Annotated in this window: 12 protein-coding genes and 2 tRNA genes; 12 read left to right on the top strand and 2 right to left on the bottom strand. The window is 62.1% G+C overall.

What is annotated here, in order from left to right; genetic code table 11:
- Positions 1 to 15 precede the first annotated feature (15 nt).
- A tRNA-Gly gene (locus ACZ2GY_RS09505) sits at positions 16 to 89 on the bottom strand.
- 144 nt (positions 90 to 233) lie between these two features.
- Between ACZ2GY_RS09505 and ACZ2GY_RS09500 the strand changes: the two genes are divergently transcribed.
- The 6 genes from ACZ2GY_RS09500 to ACZ2GY_RS09475 all read left to right on the top strand — a co-directional run bounded on the left by ACZ2GY_RS09500 (position 234) and on the right by ACZ2GY_RS09475 (position 5485).
- Positions 234 to 307 (top strand) — tRNA-Pro (locus ACZ2GY_RS09500).
- Between the two features lie 110 nt (positions 308 to 417).
- Positions 418 to 1845 (top strand): trigger factor, encoded by a 1428-nt coding sequence (gene tig, locus ACZ2GY_RS09495; RefSeq protein WP_277357280.1) that lies wholly within the window; start codon positions 418 to 420, stop codon positions 1843 to 1845.
- Between the two features lie 195 nt (positions 1846 to 2040).
- Positions 2041 to 2637, top strand: coding sequence for an ATP-dependent Clp protease proteolytic subunit (locus ACZ2GY_RS09490; protein WP_056549607.1), 597 nt, complete (start codon positions 2041 to 2043; stop codon positions 2635 to 2637).
- A gap of 62 nt (positions 2638 to 2699) precedes the next feature.
- On the top strand, positions 2700 to 3374 hold the full coding sequence (locus ACZ2GY_RS09485; RefSeq protein ID WP_056549360.1) for an ATP-dependent Clp protease proteolytic subunit: 675 nt from the start codon (positions 2700 to 2702) through the stop codon (positions 3372 to 3374).
- Positions 3375 to 3560: 186 nt separating this feature from the next.
- Positions 3561 to 4853: an ATP-dependent Clp protease ATP-binding subunit ClpX gene (gene clpX, locus ACZ2GY_RS09480; RefSeq protein ID WP_277357281.1), complete on the top strand. Its 1293-nt coding sequence runs from the start codon at positions 3561 to 3563 to the stop codon at positions 4851 to 4853.
- Positions 4854 to 4864: 11 nt separating this feature from the next.
- Positions 4865 to 5485, top strand: a complete 621-nt coding sequence (locus ACZ2GY_RS09475) for a mycothiol-dependent nitroreductase Rv2466c family protein (RefSeq protein WP_346028217.1) — start codon at positions 4865 to 4867, stop codon at positions 5483 to 5485.
- Positions 5486 to 5580: 95 nt separating this feature from the next.
- On the opposite strand, the gene valS is transcribed toward ACZ2GY_RS09475, so the two are convergent.
- Positions 5581 to 8217: a valine--tRNA ligase gene (valS, locus tag ACZ2GY_RS09470; protein WP_277357283.1), complete on the bottom strand. Its 2637-nt coding sequence runs from the start codon at positions 8215 to 8217 to the stop codon at positions 5581 to 5583.
- Between the two features lie 65 nt (positions 8218 to 8282).
- On the opposite strand from valS, the gene ACZ2GY_RS09465 reads away from it, so the two are divergent.
- The 6 genes from ACZ2GY_RS09465 to ACZ2GY_RS09440 all read left to right on the top strand — a co-directional run bounded on the left by ACZ2GY_RS09465 (position 8283) and on the right by ACZ2GY_RS09440 (position 16044).
- Positions 8283 to 9038, top strand: coding sequence for an SDR family oxidoreductase (locus ACZ2GY_RS09465; protein ID WP_056549367.1), 756 nt, complete (start codon positions 8283 to 8285; stop codon positions 9036 to 9038).
- A 340-nt stretch (positions 9039 to 9378) separates the two neighbouring features.
- Complete coding sequence (gene ileS, locus ACZ2GY_RS09460; protein ID WP_471671754.1) at positions 9379 to 12687, top strand: isoleucine--tRNA ligase; 3309 nt, start codon at positions 9379 to 9381, stop codon at positions 12685 to 12687.
- Positions 12684 to 14087: a bifunctional folylpolyglutamate synthase/dihydrofolate synthase gene (locus ACZ2GY_RS09455; RefSeq protein WP_471671753.1), complete on the top strand. Its 1404-nt coding sequence runs from the start codon at positions 12684 to 12686 to the stop codon at positions 14085 to 14087. Before ileS ends, ACZ2GY_RS09455 begins: the two co-directional genes overlap by 4 nt.
- Before the next feature lie 11 nt (positions 14088 to 14098).
- A complete protein-coding gene (locus tag ACZ2GY_RS09450) occupies positions 14099 to 14557 on the top strand; it encodes a DUF4233 domain-containing protein (RefSeq protein WP_277357286.1) in 459 nt (152 codons plus the stop codon).
- Positions 14558 to 14617: 60 nt separating this feature from the next.
- Complete coding sequence (ndk, locus tag ACZ2GY_RS09445) at positions 14618 to 15034, top strand: nucleoside-diphosphate kinase (protein ID WP_277357287.1); 417 nt, start codon at positions 14618 to 14620, stop codon at positions 15032 to 15034.
- Positions 15035 to 15081: 47 nt separating this feature from the next.
- Positions 15082 to 16044 carry an aldo/keto reductase gene (locus tag ACZ2GY_RS09440; protein ID WP_471671752.1) on the top strand — a complete coding sequence of 321 codons (963 nt, stop codon included), beginning with the start codon at positions 15082 to 15084 and terminating at the stop codon, positions 16042 to 16044.
- Positions 16045 to 16058: the final 14 nt, after the last annotated feature.

Here is a 16058-nt window from a genome sequence, read left to right as displayed (position 1 = left end):
TGGGTATGGGGGAGGTGGAGGGGATGACGGGAATCGAACCCGCGTAATCAGTTTGGAAGACTGAGGCTTTACCATTAAGCTACATCCCCGTGACAACCTAAGGACTGGATCGCAGTGCAAGCTGTGCGATTTCCGGGTTGGTCTGGAACGCATATAACTACACCATAAGGGCGTCGAATTCTCAAAATGTGCAACCTTGCGGTTTCTTTCGTAGACTTGCCTCTGCACTTCAACGGGGTGTAGCTCAGCTTGGTAGAGCGCCTGCTTTGGGAGCAGGAAGTCGCAGGTTCAACTCCTGTCACCCCGACTCTGTGTTCAACGGTGCAGAAACCTGCACCAAACAGTGCAGACATGATCCTTCGCGGGATACGTATACCCGGTGCAGAACCGATCCCTATCATTCAGGAGAACTAGGCTGTGAAGAGCGCTGTCGAAAACCTCACTCCCACGCGAGTGAAGCTCAACGTGGAGGTCCCTTTCGAGGAACTCAAGCCGAACATCGAAGCTGCCTACAAGACCATCGCCACCCAGGTGCAGGTTCCGGGTTTCCGCAAAGGCAAAGTCCCCAACAAGCTGATTGACCAGCGGGTAGGGCGCGGTTACGTCATCGAGACGGCCATCAACGACGGCCTCAATGGCTTCTACCAAAGTGCCGTCCAGGATATGAAGATCCGCCCGCTGAGCCGGCCCGAGGTGGAAATCACCGAGGTTCCCGACCCCACGGCGCAGGACGGCCAGCTCCTCTTCACGGTTGAGCTCGATATCCGCCCCGAGATTGAACTTCCGGAGTACTCCGGGCTCGAAGTCACCGTTGAGGCTGCGAAAGCTTCTGATGAAGACGTCGTGAAGTCACTTGACGAGCTGCGCGGACGCTTCGGCACCCTCAAGGATGTGGACCGCCCCGCTACCGACGGTGACTTCCTGACCCTTGATCTGACTGCCAAGATCGACGGCGAAGAAGTGGACTCCGCTGTCGACATCTCTTACCAGGTGGGATCCGGCACCATGCTGGAAGGCATGGATGAAGCCGTGACCGGCCTGAGTGCTGACGAGTCGTCGACCTTCGAGACCACGCTCGCCGGCGGCGAGCACACCGGTAAGGCTGCCGAGGTTACGGTTTCGGTGAAGGCCGTGAAAGAGCGCGAGCTCCCTGACGCCAACGATGATTTCGCTCAGCTCGCCAGCGAGTTCGACACCATTGATGAGCTGCGTGCTGATCTGGCGAAGCGCTCTTCAGAAGACAAGCTCGTTGAGCAGGGCGTGGAAGCGCGCGACAAGGTGCTTGAGAAACTGCTGGAACTCGTCGAGGTTCCGGTGCCTGAATCCGTCATCGAAGAGCAGCTTGAGCAGCACTTCAATTCGGAGAGCAGCCACTCGGCCGGCGCGGACCACGACACCGAGGAACACCGCGCAGAGGTTCGCGGGAACACCGAGCAGGCATTCCGCAATGAGATTGTCCTGGATGCGGTCGCCGAGAAGGAAGAAATCGGTGTCAGCCAGAACGAGCTGATCGACTACATCGTTACGTCGGCAAGCCAGTACGGCATGGAACCAAACCAGTTCGCGCAGATGCTTGACCAGAGCGGACAGGTACCGATGATCGTCGGTGAAGTCCGCCGTCGCAAGGCCCTGGCCAAGGTTCTGGAGCTTGCAGTGGTTACCGATACCAACGGCGAAACTGTCGACCTTTCGGACTTCGTTCGCCCGGCCGGAGATGTTGAGCAGGCGGAGAGCGAGACAGCGGCTGAGGAGGCCTCCGAGGAGGCAGTCGAGGCGTCGGCTGTCGAGTCCGATGCTCCCGCTTCAGACACTGATGAAGCGGATGCGGAGTCCACGAAGGCTTAGCTCGACCTAGCGGAAACAGATGCCGTCAGCGCCCTGCTGGCGGCATCTGCCGTTAAGCCTCCCGCTTCCTAACGCCGTCAGCGAACAGCTCACGGCACGGGAGCAAAACAGTACGCAAACAGGTTAGTGTCCAGTGAGAGAAAAACCTGAGTGAGAGGTCAATCAGCAATGGCATCCGAATCCACCACACCGACCATGGCAACCGTTGATCCTGCCAGCCGTGACGACTACATCTACAACCGGCTTCTGAAGGAGCGGATCATCTGGCTCGGATCTGAAGTGCGGGACGAAAACGCTAACGCCATCTGCTCGCAGTTGCTCCTGCTGTCGGCGGAAGATCCTGAGAAGGACATTTTCCTCTACATCAACTCACCCGGCGGATCAGTGACTGCGGGCATGGCCATCTATGACACCATGCAGTTCATCCCGAACGACGTCGTCACAGTGGCTACGGGCCTTGCAGCTTCGATGGGTCAGTTCCTGCTGTCCTCCGGCACCAAGGGCAAGCGTTACGCCACCCCGCACGCCCGCATCCTGATGCACCAGCCGTCCGGCGGGATCGGAGGCACCGCTTCTGACATCAAGATTCAGGCAGAGCTGATCCTGCACATGAAGCGCGTTATGGCCGAACTCACCGCCGAGCAGACCGGACAGTCGGTGGAGACCATCCTCAAGGACAATGACCGGGACAAGTGGTTCACGGCGCAGGATGCCCTGGAATACGGGTTCTTTGACCATATTTCGGCGCATGCCGGATCCGTCTCCGGCGGCGGCGGAACCCAGCGCGACTGACCCGCATCACGCCCACTCCCATAGACCTGCCACACAGATAGACCTGCCACACAGGAGGCACCATGAACCACGATTTCCAGGCCGCAGCCGGCGGCCGGGCTCCCCAGCTGCCGACAAGCCGTTATGTCCTTCCGCAGTTCGAAGAGCGCACGCCCTACGGTTTCAAGCGCCAGGACCCCTACACGAAGTTGTTCGAGGACAGGATCATCTTCCTTGGCGTTCAGGTGGATGACGCTTCCGCGGATGATGTGATGGCGCAGCTGCTCGTTCTTGAGTCCACTGACCCCGAGCGCGACATCACGCTGTACATCAACTCTCCCGGTGGATCGTTCACGGCGATGACCGCCATCTACGACACCATGCAGTTCATTCGTCCCGAGATCCAGACCGTCTGCCTCGGTCAGGCTGCCAGCGCGGCAGCCGTGCTGTTGGCCGCTGGTGCCCCCGGCAAGCGCCTTGCGCTTCCCAACGCCCGTGTGCTGATCCACCAGCCGGCACTCGGCGGCGGCCAGGGCGGCCAGGCTTCGGACCTCGAGATCCAGGCCAACGAGGTCATGCGTATGCGGGCCTGGCTTGAGGACACCCTCGCGCTGCACAGCGGAAAGACCTCCGAGCAGGTCAACATTGACATCGAGCGGGACAAGATTCTGACCGCCGAAGATGCAAAGGCCTACGGTCTCGTGGATGAGGTACTCACCTCACGCAAAATCACACCGCCGAAGATCAACAAGCCGTAGCTGGTGACAGTGGCGCCCGTGGTCCCTCCAAATGGGGAAAGACCACGGGCGCTATATTGCTGATTCGGGGCACCAAGTGGCCTAGAGTGGAACCTAGTCGACGCATGGAGACCGTCCCATTGCAGCAGTTGGCAGCGGCCAAAGATCTAGACGGAACACTCCAGGACCACGTTAGGGGACTGACACATGGCTCGCATTGGTGAGAGCACCGATCTACTCAAGTGCTCTTTCTGTGGCAAAAGCCAGAAGCAGGTCCGGAAGCTCATTGCGGGCCCGGGCGTATATATCTGCGACGAATGCATAGAACTGTGCAATGAAATCATCGAGGAAGAGCTTTCCGAAGTTGCTGATCTCGGTACATTCGAGTTGCCGAAGCCCCGTGAAATCTTCGACTTCCTGCAGGAATACGTCATCGGACAGGAGCCGGCCAAGCGATCGCTGGCTGTGGCTGTCTACAACCACTACAAGCGGATCCAGTCGGGCCACACGCCCCGCGCCTCGGCTAACCTGTCGGATGCGTCTCCGGCTGAAGATGTCGAGATCGCAAAGTCGAACATCCTGCTGATCGGACCCACGGGCTGCGGCAAGACGTACCTCGCGCAGACCCTCGCAAGGCGGCTGAACGTGCCGTTTGCAGTTGCTGACGCCACTGCACTGACCGAGGCCGGCTACGTAGGTGAAGACGTAGAGAACATCCTGCTAAAGCTCATCCAGGCAGCTGACTATGACGTCAAGAAGGCTGAGCAAGGCATTATCTACATCGATGAAATCGACAAGATTTCGCGTAAGAGTGAGAATCCGTCAATCACCCGGGATGTCTCGGGTGAGGGTGTCCAGCAGGCGCTGCTGAAAATCCTGGAGGGAACGGTGGCATCCGTGCCGCCGCAGGGCGGACGCAAACACCCACACCAGGAGTTCATCCAGATCGACACCACCAACGTGCTCTTCATCGTTGCAGGTGCTTTCGCAGGGCTGGAGGAGATTATTGGTTCGCGGGCAGGGCGGAAGGGCATCGGCTTCGGCGCACCGCTCAGTTCGCTCACGAACGAGGAAGTCAGCTACGGCGATGTCATGCCGGAGGACCTCCTCAAGTTTGGTCTGATTCCGGAGTTCATTGGACGCCTGCCAGTGATCACCACCGTCACGCACCTTGACCGGCCGGCCCTGATGCAGATTCTGACGGAGCCCAAGAATGCGCTGATCAAGCAGTATCAAAAGATGTTCGCCCTGGACGGTGTGGAGCTGGTCTTCGAACCACAGGCACTGGAAGCAATCGCCGACCAGGCTCTCGAGCGCGGAACCGGCGCCAGGGGACTGCGCGCCATCATGGAAGAGGTCCTCCTTCCTGTGATGTTTGACCTCCCAAGCCGGGAAGACATCGCAACCGTGGTCATCAGCGGAGCAGTTGTCGACAAATCGGCCGAGCCCACACTGATCTCCCATGACGTAGTGGCCAAGCGCCGTAACAAGTCCGCCTAGGAGTTTTGTTCATGATTGCTGCCAACCAGACCGCAAAAAAGGCCGACTTCTGGTTTGATCCGGTGTGCCCGTTCGCCTGGATTACCTCCCGCTGGATGGGAGAGGTCGAAAAGGTTCGCGAGGTCTCAGTTGACTGGCATGTGATGAGCCTGTCTGTCCTCAACGAAGGCCGGGACCTTCCTGAGGATTACGAGGAGCTAATGAATCGTGCCTGGGCTCCGGTGCGGGTGATCATCGCCGCCTCCGAGCTACACGGGCGGGAGAACATCAAGAAGCTCTATGACGCCATGGGCACCCGCATCCATAATGGCGGCGCCTCCGATTACGAAGCAGTGATCCGTGAGGCACTTGAAGAGACCGGTCTTCCCGCTTCTCTGTCCGAGTACGCCACCAGCGATGACTTTGACACCCAGTTGCGGGCATCGCACCAGGAGGGCATCGATAGGGTCGGCGACGAGGTTGGAACCCCAGTCGTTGCATTCGACGGAACGGCTTTCTTCGGTCCGGTTCTTACACGCATTCCCCGCGGAGAGGAAGCCGGGCGCATCTTCGACGGCGCGGTCATGATGGCGGAATTCCCCGAGTTCTTCGAGCTGAAGCGATCCCGCACGTCCAGCCCCTCCTTCGACTGAGACAGATCGTGGCTGAGTAGACCGGAATAACGAACGCCAAAGCCCCTCCGCCATTGCCTGGCTGGAGGGGCTTCTGCATGGTGGACCAGGCAGGGTCAGGCCGGGGCCGAGGGTTCCTCCGGCGGCGCCAGTCGGACGTCGCTCACGGAAAGGTCACCGTCGGAAACGCGGAGTTCAAGGCCGCTCGCATTGCCGGCGGCGCTCAGATCGGAAAGCGCTTCCTCAAGCTGCCGGACCTGCGCTTCTGAGCCGCTGATGACCGCCGACAGCACCTGTGTGCGCTGCTTGACCTTTGCTTCCGACTTGGCCTTTCGAAGACCACCCAGCGCAGCGCCCACGGTTGCGAGCATTCCGGTATCGGCGTCAAGAGCCGCGGAGGCCAGCATGCCTGCGGCAGGCCAGGCCGACCGGTGCACGGACCCGCGGCGCCACCAGCTCCACACTTCCTCCGTAGCGAACGGAAGAACCGGGGCAAAGAGGCGAAGCAGCCGGTCAAGGGTTGTTGCCAGGGCCGCGAGCACAGATGCTTTCTCGGAATCTCCCGCGCTACCGTACGCGCGGTCCTTGATGAGCTCGACGTAGTCGTCCGTGAATGACCAGAAGAACGTCTCGGTGAGCTGCAGAGCGCGCGCGTAGTCGTACTTCTCAAAGGCAGCCGTGGCCTGTTCAACCACCTCATCGAGGGAGGCCAGGAGCGAACGGTCGAGCGGATTGGTAACCGCCGCTGCGTCCTGGGAGATGATGTCTGCTTCTGTGGCGCCAAGGTTGAGCACGAACTTGGACGCGTTGAGCAGCTTGATGGCCAACCTTCGGCCAATCTTCATCTGCGCGATTTCGTAGGCGGTGTCCGCACCTAGCTTGGCTGACGCCGCCCAATAGCGGACTGCGTCCGAGCCAAACTGATCAAGTGCATCCGTGGGAACAACGACATTGCCCTTGGACTTGGACATCTTCTTGCGGTCAGGATCAAGAATCCAGCCCGAAATGGCGGCGTGCTTCCACGGCGCGGAGTCGAGCAGCGAGTCAGCGCGAACCACCGAAGAGAACATCCAGGTGCGGATGATGTCGTGTCCCTGCGGGCGTAAATCGAAAGGGTAGACCTTGGCGAACAGGTCCTCGTCCCGTGACCAGCCGCCGATAATCTGTGGCGAGAGCGACGACGTCGCCCAGGTGTCCAGAACGTCGGGGTCTCCCATGAAGCCGCCCGGCTGATCCCGCTGCGCTTCGTCGAACCCCGGCGCCGGCTCTGCAGCCGGGTCAACGGGCAGCATGTCATCGGACGGGATGACCGGGTTCTCGTAGTCAGGTGTTCCGTGCTCATCGAGGGCGTACCAGACCGGGAACGGCACCCCGAAGAACCGCTGGCGGGAGATCAGCCAGTCACCGTTGAGGCCCTCGATCCAGTTCTCATACCTACTGCGCATGAACGATGGATGGAAGTCGATCTCGCGGCCGCGTGCGATGAGGCGTTCACGACGGTCGGCATCCCTGCCGCCGTTGCGGATGTACCACTGTCGGCTGGTGACTACTTCGAGCGGTTTGTCGCCCTTTTCGAAGAAATTCACGGGGTGGGTGATCTTCTTGGGCTCGCCGTCGAGCAAATCTGCTTCGTTGAGCATCTCCGCTACGGCTTCCTTCGCGGAGAAGACGGTCTTACCGGCGATGCGGGAGTAGTTGTCCCGGCCGGCCGTCGTCGTAATCCAGTCCGGGGTGTCCGCAAGAATCCGGCCGTCGCGGCCAACGATCGCGCGGGTGGGCAGTTCGAGCTCGCGCCACCAGGTGACGTCGGTGAGGTCTCCGAACGTGCAGACCATCGCAATGCCGGCGCCCTTGTCCGGCTTGGCCAGGGGATGCGCCTTGACCTCGACCTCCACGCCGAAGAGGGGTGAGGTGACCGTGGTACCGAAGTAAGGCTGGAAACGCTCATCATCCGGGTGTGCCACCAGGGCGACGCACGCGGCGAGGAGTTCGGGTCGCGTGGTTTCGATGTGGATCCGGGTGCCGTCCGCGGCCTCGAAGGGATAGCGGTAATACGCCCCCGGAACTTCGCGGTCCTCGAGCTCGGCCTGCGCAACGGCGGTCCGGAAGGTCACATCCCAGAGGGTGGGTGCCTCAGCGAGGTACGCGTCGCCCTGCTTGAGGTTGGCCAGGAAGGCACGCTGGGAGACGGCGCGGGAGGTTGAATCGATGGTGCGGTAGGTCAGGTTCCAGTCCACGGACAGGCCGAGGGACAGGAAGAGGTTCTCGAAAACCTTCTCATCCTCCACGGCGAGTTCCTCGCAAAGCTCGATGAAGTTGCGGCGGGAGACTACGTCGAAATCCCGCTGGTTCTTCGCGGCCTGAGCCGGCGGACGGTAGTCGGGGCTGTATGGCACGGAGGGATCGCAGCGGACCCCGTAGTAGTTCTGCACGCGCCGCTCGGTGGGCAGGCCGTTGTCATCCCAGCCCATCGGGTAGAAGACGTTCTTGCCCGTCATGCGCTGATAGCGCGCCATGACGTCGGTCTGCGTGTAGGAGAACACGTGGCCCACATGCAGGGATCCGGATGCCGTGGGAGGCGGGGTGTCGATGGAGTAGACGTTCTCACGCGACGTCTCAGGATTGAAGGTGTAGGTTCCCTCGGTGCGCCAGCGCGTGTTCAGCGCGGCTTCCAGGCCCTCGAGCGCGGGCTTGTCGGGAACGTTGATGGGCGCCGGTGTGGGCGTGTCTGTACCCTCGTTGATGTTTGCCATGCATCGATTGTTTCATGCTGGCCGGATACACCGGTTTCTGGGCCTCCATGGGCTAGTTTGGGTCAATGACTTCCAGAAAGAACAGGGCCGCAGTTGTCACAGGAGCAAGCTCCGGCATCGGTGAGGCCACCGTGCGCCGGTTGACGGCTGATGGTTGGCGTGTCTGGGCGGTTGCCCGCCGTCAGGATCGCCTGGAACAGCTCGGCGGGGAAACCGGAGCAGTGCCGGTAGCGCTGGATATCACCGACGACGACGGCGTTGCCCGCCTGGTCCGCGACGTCACCGAAGCAGGCGGCATCGACACCCTGATCAATATTGCCGGCGGGGCACGGGGCGCGGACTGGGTGGCGGATGCGCGCACCGAGGACTGGGAGTGGATGTACGGCGCGAACGTTATCGGCAGCATGAAGCTGATTCGTGCGTTCCTGCCGATGCTGCGGACGCATGGGGAGGGCACCGTCGTGAACCTGACGTCAACAGCGGCATTGGTTGCCTATGAGGGCGGCGCCGGCTACAACGCCGCGAAAGCAGCCCAACGGGCCATGACCAGGGCGCTCCGCCTTGAAGAGGTTGAGAACAATGTGCGCGTCGTCGAGGTTCTTCCCGGCATGGTGCAGACCGAGGAGTTTGCCCTGAACCGGCTCGGCGACGAGGAGGCCGCAGAGAAGGTGTACGCCGGTGTTGAAAAGCCGTTGACGGCTGCGGATGTCGCGGACGTTATCGCCTATGCCGTGTCTGTGCCGCATCACGTGAACCTTGACGAGATTGTAGTGCGGCCGTTGGCCCAGGCAGCCGTGCACAAGGTGGTCCGCCGGCGCTGAGCGGCGGGAGGCCGTGCAGGTGGCGGATGGTTCGCCCGATTGAGCGCAGCCGGTTAGAATTGGTGCAACAGCTGTGACCCGGCCATCACCGGTGAGCTTCCGGAAGAACGCCCGCAGATGAAGTTTCGCGTCCCGCGGGTCAGTAGAACCGGACGGGTAAGCCCGTAACAGCAGACATGAAGCGGCTTGCGCTGTTCGGCCCGTATCCGGGCGGAGTAGGGCAGGCAAGCGAGGTGGTACCGCGGATTACTCACCGGGCTTTCACTGCCGGCAGGGGGATTCGTCCTTGCAGAATGGTTGTTACTGCCCGCCGAACGTCGCCAGCTTCAGGACACACCTCATGTCACAGATTTATCCCAAGGCCTCCGCCGCGGACCCGGCTGTCTCCGGCTCTGCCTCGCCCAGATTCCCCGAACTCGAGGAACGCGTCCTGTCCTATTGGGACGGGGACGGCACGTTTCAGGCGTCCATTGACCAGCGCGACGCCGGTGAGAACGGGACCAATGAGTTCGTCTTCTATGATGGACCGCCCTTCGCCAATGGCCTGCCGCATTACGGACACCTTCTGACCGGCTATGCCAAGGACCTCGTGGGTCGCTACCAGACCCAGCGCGGCCGCCGTGTTGAGCGGCGGTTCGGTTGGGACACACACGGGCTTCCCGCTGAGCTGGAGGCCATGAAGCAGCTCGGCATGAGCGACAAGCAGCAGATCGAAGCCATGGGCATCGACAAGTTCAATGACGCCTGCCGCGCTTCGGTGATGAAGTACGCGGGGGAGTGGCGTGACTATGTCACCCGCCAGGCGCGCTGGGTGGACTTCGAGAACGACTACAAGACCCTGAACGTCGAGTACATGGAGTCGGTGCTCTGGGCCTTCAAGACCCTGCACACAAAGGGTCTGACCTACAACGGATACCGTGTGCTGCCGTACTGCTGGAAGGACGAGACTCCGCTGTCCAACCATGAGTTGCGCATGGATGACGACGTCTATCAGGACCGCCAGGACCAGACAGTCACTGTAACGTTCCCGATCACGGCCGGGGAGTCCGCCCTGTCGAAGGAGCTTGCCGGCGTCGAGGCCCTTGCCTGGACCACCACACCCTGGACGCTGCCCACCAATGCGGCCCTCGCGGTCGGGCCGGAGATCCACTACGTCGTCATCCCCGGCGGGTCGACGGAAGCCGGGGACCTGGAGGGACGCCGCTTCCTCATCGCCGAGGAACTGCTGTCCGGGTATGCAAAGGACCTGGGATATTCCTCCGCTGAAGAGGCGCGTGCCGCCGTCGTCGGAACGCACCGCGGCACGGAGCTGGGCGGACTGCAGTATGAGCCGCTCTGGGACTACTTCGTCGATCCTGAACGCGGCGGCTACCGCAAAGCGTTCCGGTTCCTCGTTGCCGACTACGTCACGACGACGGACGGCACCGGTATTGTGCACCAGTCGCCGGCGTACGGCGAAGAGGACCAGAAGATCTGCGAGGACGCTGGAATCCAGGTGATCCTCTCGGTCGACGAGGGCGCGCGCTTCCTGCGCACCTTCGAACAAGGCCCCCTGGCCGACATCGTCGGATTGCAGGTCTTCGACGCGAACAAGGCCATCACCCGCGTGCTGCGTGATAGCGGCAGGCTGGTGCGGCAGGCAAGCTACGTGCACAGCTACCCGCACTGCTGGCGCTGCCGCAACCCGCTCATCTACCGCGCCGTTTCGTCCTGGTTCGTCGAGGTCACGAAGATCAAGGACCGCATGGTCGAGCTGAACCAGCAGATCAACTGGATCCCGGACAACGTCAAGGACGGCCAGTTCGGCAAATGGCTCGAGAACGCCCGGGACTGGTCGATCAGCCGCAACCGCTACTGGGGCAGCCCTATCCCGGTCTGGGTGTCGGATGATCCGAACTACCCACGTACTGATGTCTACGGTTCCCTGGCGGAGATCGAGCGCGACTTCGGGCGCCTGCCGCGCAACGCAGCGGGCGACGTAGACCTGCACCGCCCCTTCATCGATGAGCTGACCCGCCCCAACCCGGATGATCCACGGTCCCGTGAGGAGGGCCAGTCGACTATGCGCCGCGTGGCGGACGTTCTTGACGTATGGTTCGATTCCGGTTCCATGCCGTATGCACAGGTTCATTACCCGATGCAGAACCAGGACTGGTTCGAGTCCCACAACCCTGCCGACTTCATTGTCGAGTACATCGGCCAGACACGCGGTTGGTTCTACACGCTGCACGTCCTGGCCACCGCGCTGTTTGACCGGCCGACGTTCAAGAACGTCATCAGCCACGGCATCGTCCTCGGCTCGGACGGTCAGAAGATGTCCAAGAGCCTGCAGAACTACCCGGACGTGTCCGAGGTTCTGGACCGGGACGGCTCGGATGCCATGCGCTGGTTCCTGATGGCCTCACCCATCCTGCGCGGCGGCAACCTCGTGGTGACCGAGCAGGGCATCCGGGATGGAGTCCGGCAGGTCATCCTGCCGCTGTGGAACGTGTGGCACTTCTTCCGCCTGTACACGAATGCCGCCGCCGGTAGAGCAGGCTATGAGGCCAGAACGGTGACGGCCGAGGCCGCCGAGGCCCTTGCGGACCCGCTGGACCGCTATATCCTCGCCTACACGGGGAACCTGGTGGAGGACATGACGGCCTCCCTTGACGCGTTCAACATCAGCGACGCCTGCGAGTCGCTGCGACGCTACCTGGACACGCTGACCAACTGGTACGTCCGCCGCGGCAGGCAGCGGTTCTTCGACGAGGACACAGCGGCTTTCGACGTGCTCTACACCTGCCTGGAGGCGGTCACCCGCGTTGCGGCTCCGCTGCTGCCGCTGGTCACCGAAGAGATCTGGCGCGGCCTGACCGGCGGGCGCTCGGTGCACCTGACGGACTGGGCGTCGCCGTCGTTGTTCGCTGCAGCGCCGGAACTGGTGGAGCGGATGGAACGCACCCGCCAGATCTGCTCCACGGGATCGAGCCTACGGAAGGCAGCGAACCTTCGCGTGCGCCTGCCGTTGGCCGAGCTGACCGTCGTGGCACCGCAAGCCGGGGAGCTGGAGGGCCAGTACCGGGCAATCATCGCTGATGAGCTGAACATCAAGTCCGTCCGGCTGATCGATTCCGCGGATGTCTCGCCGGAGGAGTTCGGGATCTCGCAGCGGTTGGCTATCAACGCCCGCGCCGCCGGACCGCGTCTGGGCAAGAACGTCCAGAGTGCCATCAAAGCAGCGAAGGCGGGGGACTGGTTGGTGGACGACAACGGTGCCGTCACTGCGGGCGGCCTGGCTCTGGAGCCGAGCGAATACACCCTCGAGACGGTGGTCGACAGGAACGACGACGCCGGCGCAACCACCGCCGTGACGGTGCTGCCCGGCGGGGGCTTCCTTGTGCTCAACACGGAAGTCACGCCCGAACTCGCAGCGGAAGGTACGGCCCGGGACATCATCCGGTCCATCCAGCAGGCGCGCCGGGACGCTGATCTCCATATCAGTGACCGGGTGGTGACCACCGTGGAGGCGGACGCCCAGACCCTGTCCGCACTCGAGGCACACGCCGAGCTGGTCAAGCAGGAAACGTTGACAAACGAACTGGAACTCGTCACTGCGGCCACCTCCGGGACGGATGGAGTATCAGTGAAGGTGGAGAGGCAGGCATGAACGCTGGAATGAACGCTGAGGGCTTTCCAACCGGAAGCGAACGGGGAATCTATCAGTTCTCGGTCGAAAGCGTGTATGCCGAATTGTTGAGCCGTGCGCCGGAAAACAAGATGGAGCCCCGGATGGCTCCCTTGTTCCGTGCGATGGAAATCCTCGGCGAACCTAATCGGGCAGTTCCGATCATCCACATCACCGGGACCAACGGAAAGACCTCTACGGCGCGGATGATCGAGGGCCTGCTGCGGGCGCACGATCTTCGCACGGGCCGCTACACCAGTCCGCATCTGGCCCGGGTAACGGAGCGGATCAGCATCGACGGGGAACCTGTTTCGGACGAGACGTTCGTGCGGGTCTGGGACGAGATCCGGCCATATCTGGAGATGGTAGACGCTGAGCTGGATGCCGCTGGCGACCCGCGGCTGACCTACTTCGAATGCGTCACGATCCTCGCGTTTGCCGTCTTCGCCGACGAGCCGGTGGATGTAGCTGTCATTGAGGTGGGACTTGGCGGCATCACGGACGCCACCAACGTGGGTGACGGCGCGGTCGCCGTCGTCACACCCATCTCCCTCGATCACACCGAGTTGCTCGGTGACACTCCGGGGGACATCGCGCTGGAGAAGGCTGGAATCATCAAGCCGGGCGGATTTCTGGTCAGTGCTGCTCAGCCGGCGGATGCAGCGCAGGTGCTTCTGGAGAAGGCACGTGATACCGGCGTCGAGTTCCGTTTCGAAGGAGTGGAATTCGGAGTGGAGGACCGGCGCATTGCCGTCGGCGGGCAACAACTCACGGTGGCGGGCATCGCCGGCCGTTATGAGGACCTGCTTCTGCCACTTCACGGGGAACACCAGGCGCAGAACGCGGCGGTCGCCGTTGCGGCGGTAGAAGCGTTTCTCGGCGGCGGGTCACGGCAACTGGATGACGACGTCGTCCGCGATGGATTGAACGCCGTCACCTCACCCGGCCGGCTGGAACTGGTAAGGACCGCCCCCAGCATTCTTGTGGATGCCGCCCACAACGCGGCCGGCGCCCGTGCTGCAGCGAAAGCAATCAACGAAGCGTTCGAATTCACCAAACTCGTACTCGTTATCGGCGTCCTCAAGGACAAGGATGCAGGAGCGATCCTGAGCGAGCTGCACGAGGAACTCGGCGGAGTGCTCGAGGACGTCTGTCTCACCCAGTCCACCTCGCCGCGGGCCATCCCGGCGGAGGAACTGCGGCGGCTGGCGGTGATTGCCGGCTTCGCGGACAATCGCGTCCATGTTGCCGAGCGGCTGGACGATGCCCTCGAGTGGGCCGTCCTGACTGCCGAGGAGGGCACAGAGCTCGGCGGCGCAGGTGTCCTCGTCACAGGATCAATCACTGTGGTGGGCGAAGCCCGCACGCTGCTGGGGAAGTAAGGGGAACGCAGATGGCTCGCCAGACGAAAGCGCAGCGCGAATGGCGGCCGGGTATGCCGAAGAAGCGGCGCTCGGTCAAGGTCATGTTCGCGTCAACGGTGCTCCTGCTCGAAGCCTTCGTTGTGCTGTTCGCCACGCTGGTGGTGTTCGGCCTGCGCTCGGACACCATCCCGGTGGGCGTGATCCTCGGCGTCGGGCTTACCCTGAGCTCGGTGCTCATTGTCTCCTGCGCGCTTCTCACGAAGCCGTACGGAATTCTGATCGGGTGGATTCTGCAGGTGCTCATCATAGCCACGGGCATAGCTGAACCGATGATGTTCCTTGTGGGTATCCTGTTCGCGTTGACCTGGCTGTACGGGATCCGCACCGGCGCTCGGCTCGACCGGGAGAACGCCCAGCGGGACCGCGAACAGGCTGAATGGGATCAGGCGAACAAGTCCGAAGGCGACAACGGCCAGCAACCCCTTTAGTAGAGTCAACGATGGAACTCGCCGGGTATCCGGCCAACTGATCTCAATCGGAGGAAGAACATGAGTGCTGAACGAACCCTGATATTGGTCAAGCCCGACGGCGTTGCCCGCGGACTCAGTGGAACCATCCTTGCCCGCGTCGAGGCAAAAGGCTACAAGCTGGTCGATATGAAGTTTGTGCACGCTACCCGGGAGATCCTGGAAGCGCACTATGCCGAACATGTGGGCAAGCCGTTCTATGAACCACTCGTTGAGTTCATGCTGAGCGGCCCGGTGGTCGCAGCCGTCTTCGAGGGAGAACGCGTCATCGAGGGCTTCCGATCGCTCGCAGGAACAACAGAACCGACAACGGCCGCGCCCGGCACCATCCGCGGGGACTATGGTCGGGACTGGGGGCTGAAGGTGCAGCAGAATCTCGTGCACGGCTCTGATTCGGTCGAATCTGCTGAGAAGGAAATTTCTATCTGGTTCGGCTGAACCCGGTGTGGCTGAAGGCCGGCTCACCGAGTTGATAGCCTTGGGCAATGACTGAATATCGCAGACTTGGCACATCAGGACTGAGCGTGTCGGTGATTGGCCTGGGGTGCAACAATCTGGGCCGGCCCGGAACCGCCTCAGAATCGCAGCGCGGTGCCGCTGCCGTCGTCAGTGCCGCTCTGGAAGCCGGAATCACCCTCTTCGATGTCGCGGATTCCTACGGACGCTCTCCCGGTGTCAGTGAGGAACTTCTTGGCCGCGCGCTGGGGAGAAACCGCGATGATGTGGTGGTTGCCACCAAGTTCGGACTGGACCTCAAAGGGGTCAACGGTCCGGACTGGGGAGCGCGCGGTTCACGGCGCTACATTCTGAAGGCCGTCGAATCCTCGCTCAAGAGGCTCAACACCGAGTGGATTGATCTCTACCAATACCATGCACCGGATGCCGCGACCCCGATCGACGAGACGCTCGCAGCGCTGGACCAGCTCGTGCAGAGCGGCAAAGTGCGTTACATCGGGCATTCCAACTTCGCCGGCTGGCAGGTCGCGGAGGCGGAGTATGTGGCTCGCCAGTTGGGTACTGCCCGCTTCATATCCGCGCAGAATCACTACAATCTACTCGAGCGGGCGCTCGAGCGGGAGGTGGTTCCCGCCGCACAGTCCTATGGGCTTGGACTTCTCCCATACTTTCCGCTGGCCAACGGGCTGTTGACCGGCAAATACGCGGCGGGTCACGCGCCGGCGGGGAGCCGGTTGACGCACTCGCGCACTAATCTGCTCGATCAGGCTGACTGGGAGCAGCTCGCAAACTTCAGCGCCTACGCGCGCGCACGCTCCCTTTCAGAGTTGGAAGTTGCGTTCTCCTGGCTGGCCAGCCGTCCCGCCGTAGCCAGCGTCATCGCCGGGGCAACGAAGCCGGAGCAGGTTCGGCAGAACGCAGAAGCGGCCCGGTGGATTCCTTCCGGGGCTGACCTCGAAGAACTCGAGCACATCTTTCCGGCAAGTTCCTAACGGCGCCGAAGCGC

The sequence above is a fragment of the Arthrobacter sp. KKT183 genome (genome assembly GCF_055657625.1).
This window is presented reverse-complemented; position numbering and strand designations above follow the sequence as displayed.